This is a genomic window from Caulobacter sp. ALps2 (assembly GCF_058681635.1).
Window position 1 is genome coordinate 1,395,169 of the sequence record NZ_CM178743.1, and the last position, 23,691, is coordinate 1,418,859.

Sequence of the window (23,691 nt, forward strand, 5' to 3'; positions counted from 1 at the left end):
TCGGTAAAAGGAAGAGGGCTCTCGAAGGAGCCCTCTGGTCTTACGCCGCCGTGCTGGTCGCTTCGTGCGTCAGCAGCACGTGGATGGCGTCGGCCGAGCGGGCCTGGCGCAGGGCCGACCGCATTTCGGGCTGACGCATCATACGGGCGACACGGGCCAGGGCGCGCAGATGCTGGGCGTTGGCCTCGCGGGGGGCGAACAAAGCCACCAGAAGGTCCACGGGCTTGTCGTCGAGGGCGTCGAAGGCCACCGGGGTGTCCAGGCGCACCACGACCGCGCGGACGCGGTCCAGACCGTCCAGACGTGCGTGCGGGATAGCCACGCCCTCGCCCACACCCGTCGAGCCGGCGGCCTCACGCTCGATCAGGCCGTCGAGGACCGCGTCGGCGCCGACGTCGAGCACCCGGCCCGCCACGTCGGCGACCATGGAAAGAGCTTGGCGCTTGCCGGGCGCGCCAGCGCGTAGCGCCACCGCTCCGGGGTCCAGTAGATCGCCGATTGTCATGCCAACGCTCGCTCGCTGCCGACTGCCTTGGCGCCGTCGCCGCGGATCCGCCGCGACGGCGCCAGACCCTGACAGGACCTGGTTAGCTCGCGGTAGACCCGTGCCCGTTCAGCGACTTCGTGCGTTCGGGGTCGATCCAGCCGATATTCCCGTCTGGACGCCGATAGACCACGGACAACCCGCCGTGGGCGGCGTTCCTAAACACGATTGCCGGGTATGCGGTCAAGTCCAGTTCCATGACAGCCATGGAAACAGTCATCGTCTTCACCGCGGCCTGGGTTTCCGCGATGACCATCGCCGCGGGCGCGCCCGTCGGGTGGTCAGCCTCCACATCCCAGTCATGTTCTTCGCCCTCGTCGACTTCCGGCGCCTTGAGCACGAACATCGCGGCGTTCTCGACCTGCTTGGCCGTGGCCGCCGCCGAGTGACTCTTCAGCCGCCTCTTGTAGCGCCTGATGCGCGTGTCGATCTTGGCCAGGGCCGAGTCGAACGCCGCGTGCGCGTCGCCTCCAGAACCATGGCTGATGAGCTGCTGACCCGAAGCCAGCTTTACCGAGCAATCGACACGGAAGGCGTAGCCATCCTTGCTGACAACGACCTCGGCGTTACCACCTCGATCGAAGTATTTCCCAATGCTCAGGGCGATTTCGTCGGAGACTCGCACTCGCAGAGCCTCACCAACGTCGACATGCTTGCCGGAGACTTGGACTTGCATATGACTACAACGCGCCTGTCGCAGGCGGGTGTCAAGCGGCGCCTTAGAGGCCTGTGGACGACGTCAGACGAGGCCGGAAAAGACGCCCAGGAGCTTGCGCACGGCCATCACGACAACGTGCGCGCTGACGAACAGAAGCGCCCCGCTGCCCAGGGCCATCAGGTAGCCGAGCAGCGCCAGAACGCCGTCGCGCTGCAGCAAGGCCAGAGCCAGGACAGCGACTGTCGCGCCGGGCGCCAGATTGCCTAGCGGGATGGGCAGGACCAGCACCAGGGCCAGCAAGGTACAGACCACGCCGATCGCCCGCTCCCCCAAGGGTGCGAACATCGGTCGCAGGCGCGGACGGGTCACCAGCTCCATGCTGCGGACGATTGGACCCAGGCGCTTGAACAGGCCGCGCAGGTCGGCGCGCTTCAGCGGTTTCTCGACCAGGCCGCGCGGCAGCCAGGGCGTGTCGGCCCCCATGGCGATCTGCGGCGCCAGGAACAGAATCGGCAGGGACAGGATCGTCGAGGAGCCCGGCGGCAACGGCAGGGTGTTCAACAGACCAAAGACCAGCAGCATGGCCCCGAAGGCGCGACTTTCGAACGCCTCCAGCATCTGACCGACCGTGAGCGTGGGACGAGAGTCCTCGCCGAAGCTCTCGATCACGTCCGCCAGACTCTTCTCGTGCATCACAACCGTTCCCACCGCCATCAAACGCGCGGGAGCGTTAGACCGCTTCCTTCATCTGACGACGGCGCTCGACCGACGACGGGATCCGCATGGCTTCACGGTACTTGGCCACGGTCCGGCGGGCGATGTCGACCCCGGCGGCCTTGAGAATTTCAACGATGGCGTCATCGGAATGGACGTCGCGTTCCGTCTTCTCGGCGTCGACCAGGCCCTTGATCTTGTGACGGACGCTGGCGGCCGAGTGGGCCTCGCCGCCTTCCGACGACTGGATGGCCGAGGTGAAGAAGAACTTCAGCTCGAACACGCCCCGGGGGGTGGCGATGTACTTGTTCGAGGTGACGCGGCTGACCGTGCTCTCGTGCATGCCGATGGCGTCGGCGACGGTCTTCAGGTTCAGCGGACGCAGATGCTCGACGCCGAAGGCCAGGAAGCCGTCCTGCTGGCGCACGATCTCGCTGGAGACCTTCAGGATGGTCTTGGCGCGCTGGTCCAGGCTCTTCACCAGCCAGTTGGCCGTGGCCATGCAGTCCGAGACGAAAGTCTTTTCCTGATCGGTGCGCGCGCCCTTGGAAATGCGGGCGTGGTAGCGCTGGTCGACCAGCACGCGCGGCAGGGTGTCGGTGTTCAACTCGACGTGCCACATGCCGCCCAGGCCCTCGCGGACCATGACGTCGGGCACCAGGGTCTCGGCCGGCTCGCTGTGATAGCCGGCGCCCGGACGCGGGTTCAGCGCGCGGATCTCGGCGATCATCTCGCGCAGGTCCTCGTCGTCCACGCCACAAATGCGGCGCAAGCCGACCAGGTCGCGCTTGGCCAGCAGCTCGAGATTGTCGAGCATCGCGGCCATGCAGGGGTCGTAGCGGTTCACGTCCTTCAGCTGCAGCGCCAGACACTCGCGGACGTCGCGGGCGAAGACGCCGACGGGCTCGAAGCCCTGCAGCGTGGTCAGGACGTCCTCGACCATCTCCAGCTTGCAGCCCAGGCGGGCGGCCAGCTCGATGACGTCCAGGCGCAGGTAGCCGCCTTCGTCGACGGCGTCGATCAGGATCTCGGCGATGGCGTTGCGGGCCGGCGACAGCGCCGCCTGGACCAGTTGGCCGCGCAGGTGGGCCGACAGGGTCGGAACATCGGTCAGGGCGCTCTCATAGCCCTCGTCGCCTTCGAACGAGCCTCCGCCGCCGGCGCGCGACCAGTCGATCTGGCCGCCAGCGTGCTCGGCCCCATTGTCGGGATCTCCGCCGTCGCCCGTGGCGCGTTCGCCGGGCGAGACGTCTTCGTGCGGGGTGTCCATCTCGCGGCCGGCCGTCGCGTCGGCAACGGCGTCAAGCTGGGTCAGGCTCGCGTCGCGTTCGCTCTCGACCTCCTTGGCCGGTTCGGACTCGCCCTCATCGCGCTGCAGAAGCGGATTGCGCTCCAGCTCCTGCTCGACGAAAGCGTCGAGCTCGATGTTCGACAGTTGCAGAAGCTTGATCGCCTGCTGCAGCTGCGGGGTGATGACGAGGCCTTGACCCTGACGGATCTCGAGGCGGTGGCTGAGCGCCAATGCGCCCTCCTGACGACGAATGAACTTCGAGCGTCATTGAAAGGCCGGTTTGGTTAACGGGTCGCGAAGACTTGCAAATATCGGGCCGGTGCGACGTTCCGTCCCGGAAAATATCGTGCCAGGCGCGTTAATCCTGGCAAGACAAGGACTTGATCAGCATGCGGAGGGGTGACGCAGGCTGTTTTTGCCCACCCCCGCGCCAATTAATCACCGAGGCCCTTAATCACCAAGACGGGGCTCGCTGAAGCTGTCGCCCAGATAGACACGCTTAACTTCCGGGTTGTCGACGATCTCGCGCGGCGAGCCTTCGAACAGCACCTCGCCAGCGTGGATGATCGAGGCGCGGTCGATGATGTCCAGCGTCTCGCGCACGTTGTGGTCGGTGATCAGGATGCCGATGCCGCGGCTCTTGAGGTAGCCGATCACGTCGCGGATGTCGGCGATGGCCAGCGGGTCGATACCGGCGAAGGGTTCGTCCAGCAGCATGAAGGACGGTTCGGACGCCAGGGCGCGGGCGATTTCCACGCGGCGACGCTCACCGCCCGACAGGGCGACGGCCGGCGACTTGCGGATGTGGGTGATGCGCAGCTCTTCCAGGATGCTGGTGACCTGCTCACGGGCCTTGCGCGGGTCCTTCTGGCGCATCTCGACCACGGCCATGACGTTCTGCTCGACCGTCATGCCCCGAAAGATCGAGGCTTCCTGCGGCAGGTAGCCCACCCCCAGGCGCGCCCGCTGGAACATCGGCTGAGCGGTGATGTTCTCGCCGTCCAGATAGATCGCGCCGTAGTCGGCGGCGATCAGGCCGGTGACCATGTAGAAGCAGGTCGTCTTGCCGGCGCCGTTCGGACCCAGCAGGCCCGCCACTTCGCCGCGCTTCAGGCGCAGGGAGACGTTCTTGACGACCGGACGGTCGCCAAACGACTTGCCCACGGAATCGACGAACAGGCCGTCCATGTCGTTGGAGGTCAGGGTCATGAAAGACGGGTCCTAGCGCGGGGCGGGCTGATCGGACGCGGCCGGCGCGTTCTTGTTCTCGTCCTGATAGAAGACCGCCCGCACCCGCTTGGGCGCGGCGCGACCCGTGCTGTTGGATTCCAGCTTGGCGTCGTTGGTCTTGGTGTTGACCGTCAGCTTGTCGCCGCGCGCCACGTCCTTGCCCTTGACCAGCACCACGTCGCCCGTGACCACGGCGATGTTGTTGTCGAAGGTGTAGACGGCGCGGTCGCCGCGCGCCTGCTGCTGGTCGCTGACCAGATAGACGCTGCCTTCGGCTTCCATGCGCTGGGCGTTGCCGCAGCCATTGGCGTTGTCGGCCGTGACCTTGCGGGCGCTGTACACCGTCACCTGCCGGGCCCGCAGGCGCGAGCGATTCTGCAGGATCTCCACGTTGCCACGGAAGATCGTGATGCACTTGCTGTTGATCGTTTCCTGCTGATCAGCGGACACGTCGATCGGCGCGCTCGAGTCGCCTTGCTGGGCGTAGGCCGCACTGGCCGCGCCGCTGGCCAGGATCAACGCGGTCGCCGCCGCGGCCGTCCATCGCTTCATCAGAACCATGTCCTCATCCGTCGCGGTTCGCGTCACGAGCGAACCTGCGCCATTGATCTTGTTTACTGCCGTTCGAACCGCGCGCGAACCCCGCCCCGGAAAACGATGCGATCGCCCTTGTCATATACGGAGTAGGCGCTGGATTGCACCTGTCCGCTGGGACCTTCGCCGTTCATCGTGGTTTCGCCCGTCACGTCGCCCGTCTGGGTATTCACGAAAGCGCCTTCCGACGCGAAGCGATAACCGGCGCCATCGTCCATCCGGACATCGTCCTTCAGGGCCAGACTGAAGTCGTCTTGGCGGTAGACGCCGTGCTTGGCGGTCATCCGCGTCGGGGTCGGCGAGCCGAGATCCAGGGTCAGGGCCGGGTCATCCAGGATGATGCGGCGCGGGTCGTTGTCGTCGCGGATCGCCGAGCGCGCCGTGATCATGAAGCTGCGGCCCTCGGTCGACTGGCCGTAGAACCGTGGCGTGATCAGGCGGATTTCGGTCTTGGCCTCGGTCGGCGGATGGGTGGCGGCCATGTAGGTGCGCCAGCCGACCTGCGAAGCCACGATCAGGATCAATCCCGCGATCGCGATCGGCAGAATGATGCGCGCGGCCAGCACGCGGCGCGAACGACGGCGCCAGCGCGCGAGGTCGGCGCTCATCGTTCGTCCGGAAATGACCGCGGCGGAGTGCATGAGCTTATGCGTGAGCGAAGATGTCCATCTCCTCCCAGCCGGCCAGGTCCAGCGAGGCGCGGTGGGGAAGATAGTCGAAGGCGGCCTGGGCGTGGGCCATGCGGCCTTCACGTTCCAGCATGATGTTCAGCTTGTCGCGCAGGGCGTGCAGGTGCAGCACGTCCGAGGCGGCGTAGGCGACCTGGTCGCCGCTCAGCGAAGGCGCGCCCCAGTCCGACGACTGCTGGACCTTGGACAGCTCCACGCCCAGAAGCTCGCGCGTCACGTCCTTCAGGCCATGGCGGTCCGTATAGGTCCGGGCCAGCTTCGAGGCGATCTTGGTGCAGTAGACGGGCGCGGTCACGACTCCCAGATGGAGTTCGAACATGGCGATATCAAAGCGGCCGAAGTGAAAAAGCTTCAAAACGGCCGGATCGGTCAGCAGCGCCTTCAGGTTCGGGCAGTCGTAGGTCGCGCGATTCAGGCGCACCACGTGGGCGTCGCCGTCGCCCGACGACAACTGGACCACGCACAGCGGGTCACGACCCAGGCGCAGGCCCATGGTCTCGGAATCGATGGCGATGATGCTCGCCCCGGCGAACACGCCCTCGGGCAGGTCGCCCTCGTGAACAAAATTGGCCAAGTTTCAGAAATCTCCGGCGAAGAGTCGGGCGCGTCCGCGCGAACGCGACGAACCACGCGCCCGATGAAAGCGCGTGACACTTATACTCACGATGAACGGGATATCTATCCGTCGGGCAATTTGGCCGCCAGGCTATTTGACGGTCTGACGATTTGGCCGTTGGGAAATTTGGCGCCACCCCCGCTTCTCGAAAGAAGCTCAGTTAAGGGGTGGTGCCCAGGAGAGGACTCGAACCTCCACGACCTTTCGGTCACTGGCACCTGAAGCCAGCGCGTCTACCAATTCCGCCACCTGGGCCCGCTGTCGCAACCGGTTAGGTCGCCGCGAGGCCGGGACGTTTAGGGAAAGCTTCTGACGCCGTCAACAGACAAAAATCGATAAAGCGCGATTTCATTGCGAAGCCGCTCTCAGTCGTCTAATTCCCCGTTTATCGCGGTGTAGTCATCGCATGCGACGAGGAATGAAGATGCAGGGTCTGGTCACGGTGTTCGGCGGCTCCGGTTTCGTGGGCGGCCAAGTCGTGCGGGCGCTCGCCAAGGCGGGCCATCGCGTACGGGTGGCCGTGCGTCAGCCGAACCTCGCCTACCGCATGCGTATGCTGGGCGACGTCGGCCAGATCGAAGTGGTCCAGGCTAACGTCCGCAACCCCGCCTCCATCGCGCGCGCGCTGGACGGCGCCGAGGGCTGCGTGAACCTGGTGGGCGTGCTCTGGGAGAGCGGCCGCCAGAAGTTCCAGTCGCTGCACGTCATGGCCGCCCAGAGCGTGGCCCAGGCCGCCGCCAAGGCCGGCGTCAAGCATTTGGTCCATATGAGCGCCCTGGGCGCCAACGCCGACAGCGAGTCCAAATACTTCCGCACCAAGGGCGAAGGCGAGGCCGCGGTCCGCGCCGCCTTCCCGGGCGCGACCATCGTCCGCCCGTCGCTGGTGTTCGGCGTCGACGACAAGTTCTTCAACAAGTTCGCCCAGATCGCGGCCCTGTCGCCGATCATGCCGCTGGTCGGCGGCGACACTCGCTTCCAGCCGGTCTTCGTGACCGACGTCGCCGCCGTGATCGCCAAGGCCGTCGCCAGCCCGGCCGCCGTCGGCGTGACCTACGAACTGGGCGGCCCGACCGTCTACACGATGCGCGAGATCTTGCGGCTGGTGCTGACCGAGACCGGCCGCAATCGCCCGCTGGCCCCGCTGCCCTGGCCGCTCGCCTCGCTGATCGGTTCGCTGGGCGACCTCCAGGCCGGGCTCATTCCCTGGGCTCCGCCACTGACCACCGACCAGGTCGAGATGCTGAAGACCGACAATGTCGCCGAACACGGCCTGCCGGGCCTGGCCGAGGCCGGCGTGATCGGCACGGCGGTCGAGGCCGTGGTCCCGACCTACCTCTACCGCTACCGCAAGGGCGGCCAGTACGCCGAGACCCCGGCGGGCGCGTTCTAGGGCTTCACGCCGAACCGAAACGACAAAGGGCGGGCGCCGCGAGACGCCCGCCCTTTTTTTGTCCGCGAGCGCGCGGCTCAGTGATGCGAGTACAGCACCGCCAAGCCGCCAATCCCCACCACAATCCGCCACCAGGCGAACGGCGCGAAGCCGCGCTTGCCGATGAAGTCGAGCATGTACTTCACGACCACCAGGCCCGACAGGAACGACACCACGAAACCGACGCCCACGATGCCGATGTGGCCGGCGTCCAGGGCGTCGCGGTTCTTGTAGACGTCCAGCACGAAGGCCCCGACCATGATCGGGATGGCCATGAAGAAGCTGAACTCGGCCGCCGCCCGGCGCTCGATGCCGAACAGCATGGAGCCGACGATGGTCGAGCCCGAGCGCGAGACGCCCGGGATCAACGACAGGCACTGGAACAGGCCGACGATCAGCACCTTGTGCAGCGGCAGGCTCATGGCGTCGTGATCGACGGCCGGCGGGGCCTTCTTGTCGATGAACAACAGGATCACCCCGCCGATCAGCAGCGACCAGCAGATGATCAGCGGGCTCTCGAACAGGAACGTCTTGATCACGTCGTGCAGGAACAGGCCGGCGACGAAGGCCGGGATCACCGCGACGATCACGCTGAGCGCGAAGCGGCGCGCCTCGGGCTTGGTCGGCAGGCCGATCAGCACGCCCCACAGCTTCTGGAAATAGAGGGCCACCACCGCCAGGATCGCCCCCAGCTGGATCAGCACGATGAAGGTGTCCCAGGAGGGATCCTTCAGCCCCATGGCCTCCTTGGCTAGCAGCAGATGGCCGGTGGAGGAGACGGGAATGAACTCCGTCAGCCCCTCGACCAGACCCAGAATGATGGCGCTCAACCAGTCAGGCATTTTTCCGCTCCAAACCCGCTCCTGGCCTGCGCCTGACACGGTAAATAGGTCGTAAATCCACAAAGTAGACTATATCGGCGCCCTCTTGCGAGTCGATCTCAATGACCACGCCCGGAACAGGGATATATAAGTCTACTATTTTGACCAACACATTCTTCTTGCCCGAAAGAGTCCGTAATAGGCCCGCCTGAGCAATTTTTCTCCTTCCAGAGATACGGGGGAAGTCGCATGGCCGAACGCATGCTGAAATTCACGACGGTGGCACGCAAGACGCCTGAAAAGCGTGCGGCCGCCGAGCGTTCGGGCGACTTCCACGAGATCTACGCCGACTTCATCGACGCCAAGGCCACCGAGCAGGCCTCGCGTTGTTCGCAGTGCGGCGTGCCGTTCTGCCAGACCCACTGCCCGCTGCACAACAACATCCCCGACTGGCTGCGAATGACGGCCGAGGGCCGCCTGGAAGAAGCCTACGCCCTGTCGCAGGCGACCAATTCCATGCCGGAGGTCTGCGGCAGGATCTGCCCCCAGGATCGCCTGTGCGAAGGCAACTGCGTCATAGAGCAGTCGGGTCACGGCACCGTGACGATCGGTTCGGTCGAACGCTACCTCACTGACAAGGCCTGGGAGATGGGCTGGGTGAAGCCGCTGGTCGCCGGCGCCGCCCTCGGCCAGTCGGTCGGCGTGGTCGGCGCCGGGCCCGCCGGCCTGGCCGCCGCCGAGAAGCTGCGCGAAGCCGGCTACGACGTCACCGTCTATGACCGCCACGACCGCGCCGGCGGTCTGCTGATTTACGGCATCCCTGGCTTCAAGCTGGAAAAGGACGTCGTCGAGCGTCGCACCAAGCGCCTAGCCGACGGCGGCGTTGCGTTCAAGCTCGGGTTCGAAGTCGGCAAGGACGCGACCCTGGAAGACCTCCGCGCCAAGCACGACGCGGTGCTGATCGCCGTCGGCGTCTATGCCGCGCGCGACCTGGCCGTGCCGGGCGGTGGCAGCAAGGGCGTCGTGCCCGCGCTGAACTATCTGATCGCCTCCAACCGCCAGGATCTCGGCGACACCGTGCCGGAAATCGAGTCCGGCGAGCTGAACGCCGAGGGCAAGGACGTGGTTGTGGTCGGCGGCGGCGACACCGCCATGGACTGCGTCCGCACCGCCGTCCGTCAGGGCGCCAACTCGGTCACCTGCCTCTATCGCCGCGACAAGGCCAACATGCCGGGCTCGATGCGCGAAGTGTCGAACGCCGAGGAAGAAGGCGTGACCTTCGAATGGCTGGCCGCCCCGCGCGCCCTGTCGGGCGAGGCCGAGGCCGTCTCGGGCGTGCGCGCCATCCGCATGCGCCTGGGCGCCCCGGACGCCTCGGGCCGCCAGAGCCCCGAGGAAATCCCCGGCGGCGACTTCGACCGTCCGGCCCAGCTGGTGGTCAAGGCCCTGGGCTTCGAGCCCGAGAACCTGCCGCGGGACTGGTCGGCGCCGGACCTGAAGGTCACCCGCTGGGGCACCGTAAAGGCCGACGTCCGCAACCAGATGACCAATCTCGACGGCGTGTTCGCCGCCGGCGACATCGTGCGCGGCGCTTCGCTCGTCGTCTGGGCGATCAAGGACGGCCGCGACGCCGCCGACGCCATCCACCGCTACCTGCAGGCCAAGGTCGGCGCGCCCGCGCTGATCGCGGCGGAATAAGAGAGAGGACCGCGAGACCATGAGCGAGATGGACCTCTATCTGAAGAACCGCCAGGCGCTGATCGACGGTCACGCCTACGACCCGACCACCGAGCGCGACGCCTGCGGCGTGGGCCTGGTCTGCGCCATCGACGGCCAGCCGCGCCGCGAGGTCGTCGAACTGGCGATCAAGGCCTTGAAGGCCCTGTGGCATCGGGGCGCGGTCGACGCCGACGGCAAGACCGGCGACGGCGCCGGCGTGCTTGTCAGCGTTCCGCAGGATTTCTTCATCGACCAGGTGCGCCGCACGGGACACGCCCTGCGCTCGGGCTCGATCGCCGTCGGCCAGATCTTCCTGCCGCGCACCGACCTGGGCGCCCAGGAAGCCTGCCGCACGATCGTCGAAGCCGAAGCCCTGCGCTTTGGCTTTTACATCTATGGCTGGCGCCAGGTGCCGGTCGACACGTCGGTGATCGGCGAGAAGGCCAACGCCACCCGTCCGGAAATCGAGCAGATCATGCTGGCCCCGCCGGCCGGCCTGGAAGGCGAGCCGCTGGAGCGCGCCCTGTTCCTGTGCCGCAAGCGCATCGAAAAGCGCGTGCATGGCCAGAACATCACCGACTTCTACATCTGCTCGCTGTCAGCCAAGTCGCTGATCTACAAGGGCATGTTCCTCGCCGAGCATATCGACGAGTTCTATCCCGACCTGAAGGACGAGCGCTTCGCCGCCGCCGTGGCGATCTTCCACCAGCGCTATTCGACCAACACCTTCCCGCAATGGCGCCTGGCCCAGCCCTTCCGGATGCTCGCCCACAATGGCGAGATCAACACGATCAAGGGCAACATCAACTGGATGAAGTCCCACGAGATCAAGATGGCCGCCCAGGCCTTCGGCGAGTTCGGGGACGACGTGAAGCCGGTGATCCAGCCGGGCGCCTCCGACAGCGCCAACCTGGACAACACCTTCGAGGTGCTGGTGCGCGCCGGCCGTGACGCGCCGATGGCCAAGGCCCTGCTGGTGCCGGAAGCCGCCAATCCGAAGATGAAGGAGTCGCACAAGGCGCTCTATTCGTACTGCAACGCCGTGATGGAGCCGTGGGACGGTCCGGCCGCCCTGTGCGCCACCGACGGCCGCTGGGTCGTGGCCGGCAAGGACCGCTCGGGCCTGCGCCCGCTGCGCGTGGCCTATACCGACGACGGCCTGGTGATCATGGGCTCGGAAGCGGGCATGTGCGGCGTCGAGGAAAGCCGCATCACCCGCAAGCTGGCCATCTCGCCCGGCCGCATGCTGGCCATCGACCTGGCCGAGGGCCGCCTGTACGGCGAGGACGAGATCATCGACGAACTGGCCGGACGCCATCCCTATACCGAATGGCTGGGCAACATGGTCGATCTCGAGAAGGAGATCGGCCCCGGCCCCGAGCCGCGCAAGTTCGGCCGGGAGGAACTGACGCGCCGCCAGGCCGCCGCCGGCTATTCGCTGGAAGACCTGGAGATGATCCTCGCGCCCATGGTCGAGGACGGCAAGGAAGCCGTCGGCTCGATGGGCGACGACACCCCGCTGGCGGTGCTGTCGGAGAAGTACCGTCCGCTCAGCCACTATTTCCGCCAGAACTTCAGCCAGGTGACCAACCCGCCGATCGACCCCCTGCGGGAGACCGGCGTGATGAGCCTGAAGACCCGCTTCAAGAACCTGGGCAACATCCTGGCCCAGGACGCCGCGCAAGCGGATGTGTATGTGCTGGAAAGCCCCGTGCTGACCACCGGCATGTACGAGCGCGTCCACGGCCTGCTGGGCGAGAAGAATGTCGCGGTCATCGACTGCACCATGCCCCTGCCCGCCGCCGAAGCCCGGGCCGGCGACGCGCTGCGCGCCAACCTCGATCGCATCCGCGCCGAGGCCGAGGACGCCGTGCTGCGCGGCTGCGGGGCCATCGTCCTGACCGACGAGGCTTCGGCCGAGGACCGCGTTGGTCTGCCGATGATCCTGGCCACGGGCGGCGTCCACGCCCACTTGGTCGCCAAGGGCCTGCGCTCTTACGTGTCGATCATCGTCCGCTCGGCCGAATGCCTGGACACCCACTATTTCGCGGTGCTGGTCGGCGTCGGGGCCACGGCGGTCAACGCCTACCTGGCCCAGGAAAGCTTCCAGGATCGCCTGGAGCGCGGCTTGATCGGCGACAAGTCGCTGCGCGACGTCTGCATCAACTTCAAGACGGCCATCGAGGGCGGTCTGCTGAAGATCATCTCCAAGATGGGCATCAGCATCATCTCCTCGTACCGCGGCGGCTACAACTTCGAAGCCGTCGGCCTGTCGCGCGCCCTGGCCGCCGAGTTCTTCCCCGGCATGCCCTCGCGCATCTCGGGCATCGGCCTGGCCGGCATCGAGAGCAAGACGGTCGAGCTGCACCGCAAGGCCTGGAGCCTGAACGCCATCACCCTGCCGGTCGGCGGCCTGTACAAGTCGCGCCGCTCGGGCGAGGCCCACGCGTTCGAGGCGCGGCTGATGCACACCCTGCAGAGCGCCTGCGATACGGGTGACTACGAGCTCTATCGCCGCTGGTCCAACGGCCTGCGCACCCAGAAGCCGATCCAGCTGCGCGACCTGCTGGACTGGCGCTCGGACCGCAACCCGATCGCCACGGACGAGGTCGAGAGCGTCAACGAGATCCGCAAGCGTTTCGTCACGCCCGGCATGAGCCTTGGCGCGCTCGGTCCCGAGGCCCACGGGGCTCTGAACATCGCCATGAACCGCATCGGGGCCAAGTCGGTCTCGGGCGAGGGCGGCGAGGACAGCGCGCGCTACAAGCCGCTGCCCAACGGCGACAACCCCAACAGCGCCATCAAGCAGGTCGCCTCGGGCCGCTTCGGCGTCACCGCCGAATATCTGAACCAGTGCGTCGAGCTGGAGATCAAGGTCGCCCAGGGCGCCAAGCCCGGCGAGGGCGGCCAGCTGCCTGGCTTCAAGGTCACCGAGATGATCGCCCGCCTGCGCCACGCGACGCCCGGCGTGATGCTGATCAGCCCGCCGCCGCACCACGACATCTACTCGATCGAGGACCTGGCCCAGCTCATCTATGACCTGAAGCAGATCAACCCGATCGCCCGGGTCACGGTGAAGCTGGTCGCGGCCACCGGCATCGGCGCCATCGCCGCTGGCGTGGCCAAGGCCAAGGCGGACGTGATCCTGGTCGCCGGCGGCGTTGGCGGCACGGGCGCCTCGCCCCAGACCTCGGTGAAGTACGCCGGCGGTCCGTGGGAGATGGGCCTGTCGGAGGCCAACCAGGTCCTGACCCTGAACAACCTGCGCCACTCCATCGTCCTGCGGGCCGATGGCGGCATGCGCACGGGCCGCGACGTCGTCATCGCCGCGATGATGGGCGCCGAGGAGTTCGGCATCGGCACCGCCTCGCTGGTGGCCATGGGCTGCATCATGGTGCGCCAGTGCCACTCCAATACCTGCCCCGTGGGCGTCTGCACCCAGGACGAGGCCCTGCGCGCCAAGTTCACCGGCACGCCTGACAAGGTCATCAACCTCTTCACCTTCGTGGCTGAAGAAGTCCGCGAGATCCTGGCCGGCCTGGGCTTCAAGAGCCTGCAGGAAATCGTCGGCCGCACCGACCTGCTGGCGCAGGTGTCGCGCGGCGGCGAGCACCTTGATGACCTCGACCTCAACCCGCTGCTGGTCCGCGCCGATCCGGGCGCCAACAAGCCGTACAACACCGTCGTCGGCCGCAACGCTGTTCCGGACACCCTGGACGCCCAGATCGTCCGCGACGCCGCCCCGCTGCTGGAACGCGGCGAGAAGATGCAGCTGACCTACACGGTCCGCAGCACCGCCCGCACCATCGGCACGCGCACGTCCAGCCACATCGTGCGCAAGTTCGGCATGAAGGGCCTGCCCGCCGGCCACCTGACCGTCCAGCTCAAGGGCTCGGCCGGCCAGAGCCTGGGCGCCTTCGCGGTCCAGGGTCTGCGCATCGAACTGACCGGCGAGGCCAACGACTATGTCGGCAAGGGCCTGTCGGGCGCGACCATCGTGATCAAGCCGGCGCGCGGCCTGGCCGCGCCCGAGACCAACGCTCTGATCGGCAACACCGTGCTGTTCGGCGCCACCTCGGGCCGGCTGTTCGCGGCGGGCCAGGCGGGTGAGCGTTTCGCGGTCCGCAACTCGGGCGCCACCACGGTGGTCGAGGGCTGCGGCGCCAATGGCTGCGAGTACATGACCGGCGGCCAGGTGGTGATCCTGGGCCCGACGGGCGGCAACTTCGGCGCGGGCATGACCGGCGGCATGGCCTTCGTGCTCGACCAGCACGACCGCTTCCAGGACAACATCAACCCGGAAAGCATCGTCGTGCGGCGCCTGGCCTCGCCCTATTGGGAAGGCGTGCTGCGCTCGCTGATCGCCGAGCACGCCCGCGAGACGGACTCGGTCTTCGCCGCCACCCTGCTGCGCGACTGGGACCGCGTGCGGGACCAGTTCTGGCAGGTCTGCCCGAAGGAAATGATCAGCCGCCTGCCCCAGCCGCTCGCGGCCGAGGAAGCGGTGCACGAGCGGGCTTAAGCGGCCGCTTTGGCCTCGAGCAGCTTGAAGGTTGCACGGGCGCGCGCGACGGGAACCCCGTCCGCGCGCACCGTCGCCTCGGCGAAGCAGATCGACCGGCCCAGCTTGATGAAGTCGGTGTCGAACTCGAGCCATTGGCCAAGCTTGGCCGAGCCCAAATAGTCGAGGGTCAGTGACACGGTCACGAGCCCGCCAGCCGGCTGGCGCGCGGTCGCCAGATTGACGCCCAGCGACAGCCCCATCGCATTGTCGGCCAGGGCCGCCAGGAAGCCGCCGTGCGGCATGCTCCGCGAATTGCAGTGCGCCTCGCGGATCCGGGTCGCCAGCACCAGCCGGTCCTCGGCCTTGCGCGCATAGAGCGGCTCCCACGGGTCGGTGACCGGGCTCTTGCGGACGTGCGGTTCGAAGCCTTCAGGAATCTGATCCATGGTCGCCCTTCCTTGTGGCCTTAAGCGCCAATTCAAACGATCGTTTTAATCTAACAGCGTTCGCCCTCTTGCGCGAGCGGTCATGAACCTGCGCTATGACGCGGCATGGCCAAGGATCGCCTAAAGAGAGACCGTCAGAAACTGGACGCGGACAAGGTCGTCGAGACGCTCGACAACCTCTACGCCCGCGTGGCCGACCGTTTTCCGGCCTCGGGCCTGGCGGAGGTCTGCGGACGCCTCAGCGACACGGCGCATCGAACGGCCGACCGCGCCCGCCGGATCGCCCGGCCCTATCTGTTTCTGCGCCTGCTGGTGGCCCTGATCCTGGTGGCCGGCATCGGCCTGGAGGTCGCCCTGGCCTGGCGACTGGACTGGAGCGCGGTCGTGCGCGCCCGCGAGGGTTTCGGCCTGGCCCAGGGCCTGGAGTCGGCGGCGAACCTGGCCCTGCTGTCCGGCGCGGCCGCCTGGTTCCTGGCCTCGCTGGAGCGGCGCTGGAAGCAGCAGCGGGTCCAGAAGGCCCTGCACGAGCTGCGCTCGTTCTGCCACGTCATCGACATGCACCAGTTGACCAAGGACCCAACCGTGGTGCTGGGTCCGGCCACCCGCCATTCGCCCAAGCGCGAAATGACCAATTTCCAGCTGTCGCGCTATCTCGACTACTGCGCCGAGATGCTGGCCCTGACCGCCAAGCTGGCCGCCCTCTACGCCGGCGAGAGCGACGATCCCGTCATCGTCGCTGCCGTCAACGACATCGAGACCCTGGCCTCGGACCTGGGCCGCAAGATCTGGCAGAAAATCATGATCCTGGGCCAGCTGGACGAAGCCCGGGCGAGCTAAACACGAGCGGCCGCGTTCCATGTCCATGCGCGCCTTCGCTCACCTGCTCGACCGGCTGTCCCTGACCGCGTCGCGCAACGCCAAGCTGACCCTGATCGCGGACCATCTGCGCCAGACGCCGGACCCCGATCGCGGCTACGCCCTGGCGGCCCTGACCGGGGCCTTGTCGTTCAACGCGGCGAAGCCCGCCTTCATCCGCAAGGCGGTCGAGGCGCGGATGGACGCTCAGCTGTTCGCCTGGTCCTACGACTATGTCGGCGACCTGGCCGAGACCGTCGCCTTGGTCTGGCCGGCCAAGCCCGGGGCCAACCGGCCGCCGGAGCTCTCCGAAGTCATAGAAGCGCTGCACTCGGCCTCGCGCGCCGAGGTCCAGCGGCTGATCGAGGGCTGGCTGGACGCCCTGGACCCCGACGGCCGCTGGGCGCTGCTGAAGCTGATGACCGGCGGCCTGCGGGTGGGGGTGTCGTCGCGCCTGGCCAAGCAGGCCTGCGCCAATTTCGGCGGGGTCGAGATCGGCGAGATCGAGGAGGTCTGGCATGCGATGGAGCCGCCCTATGGCGATCTTTTCGCCTGGTTGGAAGGCCGCTCCGAACGCCCTTCGCCCGACGCCCCGGGGCGCTTCCGGCCGGTAATGCTGGCCCAGCCGATCGACGAGGCGGTCGACTTCGCCAAGCTGGATCCGGCGGCCTACGTGGCCGAATGGAAGTGGGACGGCATCCGTGTCCAGGCGGTGTCCGAGCGCGGCGAGCGACGGCTCTACACCCGCACCGGCGACGATATCTCCGCCAGCTTCCCGGACGTGGTCGAGGCGCTGGACTTCGAGGGCGCCATCGATGGCGAGCTCCTGGTGCTGCGCGACGGCGCCCTGGCCCCGTTCGGCGACCTCCAGCAGCGGCTGAACCGCAAGACGGTCGACGGCAAGCAGCTGGCGAACTTTCCGGCCGGCATCCGCGCCTACGACCTGATGCTGGACGGTGAGGAGGACGTTCGCGGCCTGCCCTTCGTCGAGCGCCGGGCGCGGCTGGAGGCGTTCGTGGCGCGGCTGTCGACCTCGCGTATCGACCTGTCGCCGCTGCAGCCGTTCGCGACCTGGGAGGAGCTGGCGGCCCTGCGGCTCGACCCGCCCGAGGGCGACGCGCGGCTGTCGGAAGGGCTGATGCTAAAGCGCCGCGACAGCGTCTACGAACCGGGTCGGCCCAAGGGTCCGTGGTTCAAGTGGAAGCGCGACCCGCATTTGATCGACGCGGTGCTGATGTACGCTCAGCGCGGCCACGGCAAGCGGTCCAGCTTCTATTCCGACTACACCTTCGGCGTCTGGCGCGAGGACGAGGAAGGCCGCCGCGCGCTGACCCCGGTCGGCAAGGCCTATTTCGGCTTCACCGACGAGGAGCTGAAGCTGATCGACAAGTTCGTCCGCGACCACACGATCGAACGGTTCGGCCCGGTGCGTTCGGTGCGGGCCGACCTGGAGTTTGGCCTGGTGTTCGAGGTCGCCTTCGAGGGCCTGCAACGCTCGACCCGGCACAAGTCGGGCGTGGCCATGCGGTTTCCGCGCATCAACCGCATCCGCTGGGACAAGCCCTCGCGGGAGGCCGATGAGCTCAAGACCCTGGAAGCGATGCTCGACTAGTGCGCGGCCGCCGGGGCTGGAGCCGAGGCGCCGGCCTGGAACAGCTTGCCCTTCTCGGTGGCCAGCACCATCAGGAAACCCGCCAGGCCGAAACCCACGAAGCCGATGGTCAGCGGCACGGTGGTGCCGTCATAAAGCTGGCCGATCAGGAACCCGAACAGCGCCCCGCCCACCGTGGTGATGAAGCCCTGGATCGAGGCGGCGGCCCCGGCCACGTGGCCCAACGGCTCCATGGCGATGGCCCCGAAGTTCGACATCACCAGGCCGAAGCAGAACATCATGGCCGCCTGCATCAGGGCGAAGCTCACCAGGGTCTCGTGGCCGCTCAGGGCGATCGCGGCGTGCAGCGCGGCGATGACGATGAAGCCGATCAGCGCCCAGTGCGAGACCTTGCGCATGCCCAGTCTGTCGACGATGCGGGCGTTCAGCAGCGACGAGACGGCCATGGTCCCGGCGATGCCGGCGAAGATCAGCGGGAAGATGTCGCCGGCGTGCAGGACCTCGGCGAAGACCTGCTGAGCCGAGTTCAGGAAACCGAACAGGCCGGCCAGCACCAGGGTCGCGGCCAGGGTGTAGCCCATGGCGATGCGGTCGGTCAGGGCGGTCTTGAAGGCCGAGCTGACGCCCGCCACCGAGATCGGGATGCGGTCTTCCGGATGCTGGGTCTCGGGCAGCTTGATCGCCGCCCAGGCGATGACGACCAGGCCGAAGATCGACAGGATGCCGAAGATCCAGCGCCACGAGGCGACCATCATCACCGCCATGCCCAGCGAGGGGGCGATGATCGGCGTGGCCAGGAAGACGATGAAGGCCAGCGACATCACCCGCGCCATCTGGCGGCCGGCATAGCAGTCGCGGACGATCGACACCGACAGCACCCGCGTCGAGGCCGCGCCCAGGCCGGTCAGGAACCGCGCGGCCAGCAACATCTCGAACGAGGTCGAGAAGGCGCAGAGGGCGGCGAAGATCGTATAGAGCGTCAGGCCAACCATCAGCACCGGCTTGCGGCCATAACGATCGGCCAGCGAGCCATAGGCCAGCTGCGCGACACCGAAACCGAGCAGGTATGAGGTGATCACCCACTGACGGGCGTTGGGGTCGTGCACGCCCAGCGCCTCGCCGATGTGCGGCAGGGCCGGCAGCATGGAGTCGATGGCGAGAGCGTTGGTCGCCATCATCGCCGCGATCAACGCGACGAACTGGCCAAAGCCCATGCCGGGATGCGGCGACGGCTTGGTGTCGGACATGGGATTTCTCGCGGCCCTGATTGGGGGAAGAACGCCCCAGACACGAGACGCGTACGCCGGCCATATAGGACCCGTGCGACGATGCGCCAACCTCAGGATGATCGCATCTGGGCCGGAAACGCCTATATAGCCGCCCCATGACCCACAGTACCCCGCCCGGTGCGTTGAACCGAGGCTTGACCCTGGCGATGGCCGCCGCCACCGGCATCGCCGTCGCCAACATCTATTACAGCCAGCCGACCCTGGGCCTGATGCTGCGCGACATGCCCGGCGGCGCGACGGCCCTGATCCCGACCGCGACGCAAGCCGGCTACGCTGCGGGCCTGTTCCTGCTGGTGCCGTTGGGCGACCTGATCGAGCGGCGCAAGCTGATCGCCTTCCAGTTCCTGGCCCTCTCGCTGGCGCTGATCGCCACCGCCCTGGCCCCGACGCCAGGCCTGATGATCGTCAGCTCGCTGCTGCTGGGCGCGGCCGCGACGGTCGCTCAGCAGATCGTGCCGTTCGCCGCTCACCTGGCTTCGCCCGAGAAGCGTGGCGCGACGGTGGGGACGGTGATGGCCGGCCTGCTGTGCGGCATCCTTTTGAGCCGGACCCTGGCCGGCTTCGTCGCCGCCCATGCCGGCTGGCGGGCGATGTTCTGGCTGGCCGCGCCGGTGGCCCTGGCGGCCGGTGGCTGGATGTACGCCAAGCTGCCGCGCAGCCATCCGCAGGGCGGCCTGTCCTATGTCACGCTGATGATCTCGCTGGGCCGGCTGTGGAGCCAGTTCGGCTCGCTGCGCCTGGCCGTGGCCACCCAGGCCCTGTTGTTCGCGACCTTCACCTCGTTCTGGACGATCCTGGCCCTGCACCTGCAGAGCTACCGCCTGGGCTCGGACATCGCCGGCCTGTTCGGGGTGATCGGCGCCGTCGGAATCCTGGCCGCGCCCATCGCCGGACGCATCGCCGACAAGCGTGGCCCACGCCCGATCATCGCGGCTGGCGCGGCTCTGGCCCTGGTTTCATGGCTGATCCTGGGTTTCTGGCCGGGCGCGCCGGGCCTGGTCGTCGGGGTGATCCTGCTGGACTTCGCGATCCAGAGCGTCCTCGTCTCCAACCAGCACATCGTCTACGCCCTGAAGCCCGAGGCCCGCGCCCGGCTGAACACCGTCTTCATGGGCGGCATGTTCGTGGGCGGCGCGGCCGGCTCGGCCGTCGCGGTAATGCTGTGGAAATCGGCCGGCTGGACCGGCGTCTGCGCGATGGGCGTGGCGCTGACCGCCGCGGCGACGGCGCTGCAGGCGGTGAACCTGCTCCGCCGCCGTCGCCTCGCGTCCGCCTAGCCGTTAAAGGCGCGGATCGCGTCGATGATCTTCCGCTGGTCGGCCTCGCCCAGATAGGGGTGCATCGGCAAGGCCAGCACCGTCTCGGCCTTGGCTTCGGTCACCGGCAGACCGCCCTCGCCACGCGGGAAGTGGGCGTAGGGCGCCTGCACGTGCATCGGGACGGGATAGTAGACCGCTGTCGGGACGCCTTGCGTCTTCAGGTGCGCGGCCAGGCCGTCACGGTTTTCGTGCTCGATCACGTACTGGGCCCAGACCGAGACGCCACCGTCGATCACCGCCGGGGTCGCCAGCACCGCGCCCTTCAGGCCCTCGGCGTAACGATTGGCCACGACCTGACGCAGGTCGATCTCTTCCTGGAAGATCGCCAGCTTCTCGAGCAGGATCGCCGCCTGGATGGTGTCGAGACGCGAGTTCATGCCGATGCGGGTGTTTAGATATTTCGGGTCGTGGTCGAAGGTCTTGCCTTCCAGGTCCGGCCCTACCGCCTTGCCGTGGACGCGGTAGCTGTCCATCAGGTCCCACAGCGTCTGATCGTTGGTCAGCACCGCGCCGCCGTCGCCGTAGCAGCCCAACGGCTTGGCCGGGAAGAAGCTGGTGGTGGCCACGTCGGCCCAGTGCAGCGGGTGATGGCCGTTCAGCGTACAGCCGAAGCCCTGGGCGCTGTCGGCGATCAGCTTCAGGCCTTCGCGCTCGCAGATGGCCTTGATGGCCGGATAGTCGGCGGGCTGGCCGAACAGGTCGACGGCGATCACCACCTTAGGGGTCAGCCGGCCCTCGGCCTTCACGGCCGCGATGGCGGCGTCCAGCTTGGCGGGGTCTAGGTTGTAGGTCTCGGGCAGCACGTCGACGAACACCGGGGTCGCGTCGACCCACGGCACGACTTCCGGCGTCGCGGCGAAGGTGAACGACGGGCAGAACACCGCGTCGCCCCGGCCCACGCCCCAGGCCATCAGCGGTAGGGCGATGGCGTCGGTGCCGTTGGCGCAGGACAAGGCCAGCCTGGCCTGACCGAATTCGGCGAGCTTGGCCTCGAACTCTCGGACCTGCGGGCCCATGACATAGGCGCCGCTGTCCAGCACCTTGGCGATAGCGGCGTCGATCTTGTCGCGGATCCGGCGCTGCTGCGCGGCGAGGTCGATGAAAGGCATGCTCATGGCGCGGCCTATTAGTCAGCGTTCATGACGATTTCGAGCCAATTGATGTAACCGACTGTTTCCACACGCAAGAAACCATGAAGCGGAACCGTGGGGTCGCCTTGCCGTTGACCAGACATGGCGGGGGCGCCTATCGAGAACTCCATGCAGACCAAGCCCAGCATCATCCCGGCGGATACGTCCTTGCCGTCGCTCGCCAACGTCAAGGCCGACGAGACCATGCTCGGACATCTCCTGGACTGGCTGGGCAAGCTGGCGGTGAATCTCGTGGTCGCCGCGGTGATCCTGGTCGTCACCTTCTGGCTGGCGGGCCTGGCCGCCCGGTTCATGCGTCGGACCTTGGCCCGGGTTCACCGCAGCGCGCCGGATCCGACCCTGGAAAGCTTCAGCGCCTCGCTGGCCCGCTACGCCATCGTCGCGATCGGTCTGGTGGCGGTGCTGCAGCAACTGGGCGTGCAGGCGACCTCGATCATCGCCGTGCTGGGCGCGGCTTCCCTGGCCATCGGCCTCGCGCTGCAAGGCGCGCTGTCGAACGTGGCGGCCGGGGTGATGATCCTGCTGTTTCGCCCCTATCGTGTCGGCGACGTCATCGAGACCTCGACCCGCAACGGCACGGTCAGGTCGCTGGACCTGCTGTTCACCGAGATCGCCACGCCCGACAACGTCAAGGTGATCATTCCCAACAGCAAGGTGTTCGGCGACGTGATCCTCAACTACTCGACCCACCGCAACCGGCGGGCCGACGTGCTGTTCAAGGTGCCGCTGAAGGTCGACCTGGTCGCCGTGCTCAAGCGCCTGCGCGAGCGGGCCGAGAGCGATCCGAGGATCCGCAAGGATCCGGCGGTGATGATCGAGGTCACCGACCTGTCGGAAGCCTTCGCCCAGGCCGCGATCCGCGTCTGGACGGCGGCGGCCGACTTTGGCCCGGTCAAGACCGACCTGATGTTGTCGGCCCACCTGCTGGCCGAAGACCCGGCGCGCACGGATCTACCGCCGCCGCGGCCGACCACGGCCAAGGACCCCTCCCCCGTCATGCCGGGCGAGGGCGAGCACCATCACCTGTTCAAACTGCCAGTGCCGCGTCGAGGTCGGAAATCAGATCCCGACAAGACTCAATCCCCACCGAAAGCCTGATCAGCCCGTCGGAAATACCCAGCGCCGCCCGCTGATCGGCGGGGATCGAGGCGTGCGTCATGATCGCCGGATGCTCGATCAGGCTTTCCACCCCGCCCAGGCTTTCGGCCAGGGTGAACAGGCGCGTACGCTCCAGCATCTTCCGCGCCGGACCCAAGCCGCCCTTCACGTCGGCCGAGATGACGCCGCCGAAGCCGCCGGTCATCTGACGCCTGGCCAGGTCGTGCTGCGGATGGCTTTCCAGGCCCGGATAGATCACCCGCTCGATGGCCGGATGCGCCTCCAGCCAGCGGGCGATCTCCAGGGCGTTGTCGCAGGCGCGCTGCATGCGCAGGGCCAGGGTCTTGACGCCACGAAGGGCCAGGAAGCTGTCGAACGGTCCCAGCACGCCGCCGACGGCGTTCTGCAGGAACTTCATCTGGTCGGCCAGCGCGGCGTTGTCGCCGACCACCGCCACGCCGGCGACCACGTCCGAGTGGCCGTTCAGATACTTGGTCGCCGAGTGCATGACGATATCGAAGCCCAGCTCCAGCGGCCGCTGGATGTACGGGCTGGCGAAGGTGTTGTCGGCGACGGTGATCAGGCCGCGCTTTTTCGCGAGCGCGGCGATGGCGGCGAGGTCGGCCAGCCGCAACATCGGATTGGTCGGAGTCTCGACCCAGATCATCTTCGTCGCCGGCGTGATCGCCGCCTCGACAGCCGCCAGGTCCGCCATGTCGACGAAGCTGAAAGTCAGGCCGGCCGAGCGTTTTCGCACCTTGTCGAACAGCCGGAACGAGCCGCCATAGAGGTCGTCGCTGGCGATCACGTGCGCGCCGCTGTCCAATGTTTCCAAGATCGTCGAGGCCGCCGCCAGGCCAGAGGCGAAGGCGAAGCCCGCCGTCCCGCTCTCCAGGTCGGCGATGCAGCGCTCGAAGGCGAAGCGGGTCGGGTTGTGGCTGCGGCTGTACTCGAAGCCCTTGTGCTCGCCGGGGCTGGTCTGGGCGTAGGTCGAGGTGGCGTAGATCGGGACCATCACCGCGCCCGTGGTCGGGTCGGGATACTGGCCGCCGTGGATGGTCCGCGTGGCGAAGTCCAGGCGGTTCTTGCCGGGGATGTCGGTCATGCGTGGT

General features: G+C 67.4%; 20 protein-coding genes and 1 tRNA gene. 7 read left to right on the forward strand and 14 right to left on the reverse strand.

The annotated features are described in order from the left end of the window. Window positions 1-40: 40 nt before the first annotated feature. The 9 genes from ptsN to ACW173_RS06570 all read right to left on the reverse strand — a co-directional run bounded on the left by ptsN (window position 41) and on the right by ACW173_RS06570 (window position 6,591). Window positions 41-505 (reverse strand): PTS IIA-like nitrogen regulatory protein PtsN, encoded by a 465-nt coding sequence (gene ptsN, locus ACW173_RS06530; protein WP_492084048.1) that lies wholly within the window; start codon window positions 503-505, stop codon window positions 41-43. An 82-nt stretch (window positions 506-587) separates the two neighbouring features. Further along, window positions 588-1,220 (reverse strand): ribosome hibernation-promoting factor, HPF/YfiA family, encoded by a 633-nt coding sequence (gene hpf, locus ACW173_RS06535; RefSeq protein WP_291876778.1) that lies wholly within the window; start codon window positions 1,218-1,220, stop codon window positions 588-590. A 63-nt stretch (window positions 1,221-1,283) separates the two neighbouring features. Then, entirely contained in the window at window positions 1,284-1,898 is a 615-nt protein-coding gene (locus ACW173_RS06540) for an exopolysaccharide biosynthesis protein (protein ID WP_492085932.1), read from the reverse strand. A gap of 34 nt (window positions 1,899-1,932) precedes the next feature. Then, window positions 1,933-3,438: an RNA polymerase factor sigma-54 gene (gene rpoN / locus ACW173_RS06545; protein WP_492084049.1), complete on the reverse strand. Its 1,506-nt coding sequence runs from the start codon at window positions 3,436-3,438 to the stop codon at window positions 1,933-1,935. Window positions 3,439-3,657: 219 nt separating this feature from the next. Beyond that, window positions 3,658-4,416, reverse strand: coding sequence for an LPS export ABC transporter ATP-binding protein (lptB, locus tag ACW173_RS06550; RefSeq protein ID WP_492084050.1), 759 nt, complete (start codon window positions 4,414-4,416; stop codon window positions 3,658-3,660). Window positions 4,417-4,428: 12 nt separating this feature from the next. Continuing rightward, the gene (locus tag ACW173_RS06555; RefSeq protein WP_492084051.1) at window positions 4,429-4,989 is read right to left on the reverse strand and encodes an LptA/OstA family protein; all 561 of its coding nucleotides are present in this window, start codon (window positions 4,987-4,989) and stop codon (window positions 4,429-4,431) included. A gap of 62 nt (window positions 4,990-5,051) precedes the next feature. Continuing rightward, a complete protein-coding gene (gene lptC, locus ACW173_RS06560) occupies window positions 5,052-5,639 on the reverse strand; it encodes an LPS export ABC transporter periplasmic protein LptC (RefSeq protein ID WP_492084052.1) in 588 nt (195 codons plus the stop codon). Between the two features lie 37 nt (window positions 5,640-5,676). Further along, a complete protein-coding gene (locus ACW173_RS06565; protein ID WP_492084053.1) occupies window positions 5,677-6,294 on the reverse strand; it encodes a ribonuclease D in 618 nt (205 codons plus the stop codon). A 210-nt stretch (window positions 6,295-6,504) separates the two neighbouring features. After that, a tRNA-Leu gene (locus ACW173_RS06570) sits at window positions 6,505-6,591 on the reverse strand. A gap of 169 nt (window positions 6,592-6,760) precedes the next feature. Between ACW173_RS06570 and ACW173_RS06575 the strand changes: the two genes are divergently transcribed. Continuing rightward, window positions 6,761-7,726 (forward strand): complex I NDUFA9 subunit family protein, encoded by a 966-nt coding sequence (locus ACW173_RS06575; RefSeq protein WP_492085934.1) that lies wholly within the window; start codon window positions 6,761-6,763, stop codon window positions 7,724-7,726. Window positions 7,727-7,803: 77 nt separating this feature from the next. Here ACW173_RS06575 and ACW173_RS06580 read toward each other — a convergent pair whose 3' ends face one another. Next, window positions 7,804-8,607: an undecaprenyl-diphosphate phosphatase gene (locus ACW173_RS06580; protein WP_492084054.1), complete on the reverse strand. Its 804-nt coding sequence runs from the start codon at window positions 8,605-8,607 to the stop codon at window positions 7,804-7,806. 228 nt (window positions 8,608-8,835) lie between these two features. Between ACW173_RS06580 and ACW173_RS06585 the strand changes: the two genes are divergently transcribed. Both ACW173_RS06585 and gltB read left to right on the forward strand, forming a co-directional pair. Beyond that, on the forward strand, window positions 8,836-10,284 hold the full coding sequence (locus ACW173_RS06585) for an NAD(P)-dependent oxidoreductase (RefSeq protein ID WP_492084055.1): 1,449 nt from the start codon (window positions 8,836-8,838) through the stop codon (window positions 10,282-10,284). 19 nt (window positions 10,285-10,303) lie between these two features. Beyond that, on the forward strand, window positions 10,304-14,827 hold the full coding sequence (gene gltB, locus ACW173_RS06590) for a glutamate synthase large subunit (protein WP_492084056.1): 4,524 nt from the start codon (window positions 10,304-10,306) through the stop codon (window positions 14,825-14,827). Here the strand turns inward: gltB and ACW173_RS06595 are convergent. Beyond that, window positions 14,824-15,255 (reverse strand): PaaI family thioesterase, encoded by a 432-nt coding sequence (locus tag ACW173_RS06595; RefSeq protein WP_492084057.1) that lies wholly within the window; start codon window positions 15,253-15,255, stop codon window positions 14,824-14,826. The two genes, gltB and ACW173_RS06595, sit on opposite strands and share 4 nt — an antisense overlap. A 105-nt stretch (window positions 15,256-15,360) precedes the next feature. Between ACW173_RS06595 and ACW173_RS06600 the strand changes: the two genes are divergently transcribed. Then, window positions 15,361-16,092, forward strand: a complete 732-nt coding sequence (locus ACW173_RS06600; protein WP_492084058.1) for a hypothetical protein — start codon at window positions 15,361-15,363, stop codon at window positions 16,090-16,092. Between the two features lie 19 nt (window positions 16,093-16,111). Further along, window positions 16,112-17,722: a cisplatin damage response ATP-dependent DNA ligase gene (locus ACW173_RS06605; RefSeq protein ID WP_492084059.1), complete on the forward strand. Its 1,611-nt coding sequence runs from the start codon at window positions 16,112-16,114 to the stop codon at window positions 17,720-17,722. On the opposite strand, the gene ACW173_RS06610 is transcribed toward ACW173_RS06605, so the two are convergent. Then, window positions 17,719-18,969: a multidrug effflux MFS transporter gene (locus ACW173_RS06610; RefSeq protein WP_492084060.1), complete on the reverse strand. Its 1,251-nt coding sequence runs from the start codon at window positions 18,967-18,969 to the stop codon at window positions 17,719-17,721. The two genes, ACW173_RS06605 and ACW173_RS06610, sit on opposite strands and share 4 nt — an antisense overlap. Window positions 18,970-19,106: 137 nt before the next feature. Here ACW173_RS06610 and ACW173_RS06615 point away from each other — a divergent pair, with 137 nt between their 5' ends. Further along, window positions 19,107-20,288 carry an MFS transporter gene (locus ACW173_RS06615; protein WP_492084061.1) on the forward strand — a complete coding sequence of 394 codons (1,182 nt, stop codon included), beginning with the start codon at window positions 19,107-19,109 and terminating at the stop codon, window positions 20,286-20,288. Here ACW173_RS06615 and ACW173_RS06620 read toward each other — a convergent pair. Next, a complete protein-coding gene (locus tag ACW173_RS06620; protein WP_492084062.1) occupies window positions 20,285-21,445 on the reverse strand; it encodes a DegT/DnrJ/EryC1/StrS family aminotransferase in 1,161 nt (386 codons plus the stop codon). The two genes, ACW173_RS06615 and ACW173_RS06620, sit on opposite strands and share 4 nt — an antisense overlap. A gap of 144 nt (window positions 21,446-21,589) precedes the next feature. Here ACW173_RS06620 and ACW173_RS06625 point away from each other — a divergent pair, with 144 nt between their 5' ends. Beyond that, entirely contained in the window at window positions 21,590-22,579 is a 990-nt protein-coding gene (locus ACW173_RS06625) for a mechanosensitive ion channel family protein (RefSeq protein WP_492084063.1), read from the forward strand. Here the strand turns inward: ACW173_RS06625 and ACW173_RS06630 are convergent. Beyond that, a complete protein-coding gene (locus ACW173_RS06630) occupies window positions 22,509-23,684 on the reverse strand; it encodes a trans-sulfuration enzyme family protein (protein ID WP_492084064.1) in 1,176 nt (391 codons plus the stop codon). The genes ACW173_RS06625 and ACW173_RS06630 overlap by 71 nt on opposite strands. Between the last annotated feature and the right edge of the window lie 7 nt (window positions 23,685-23,691).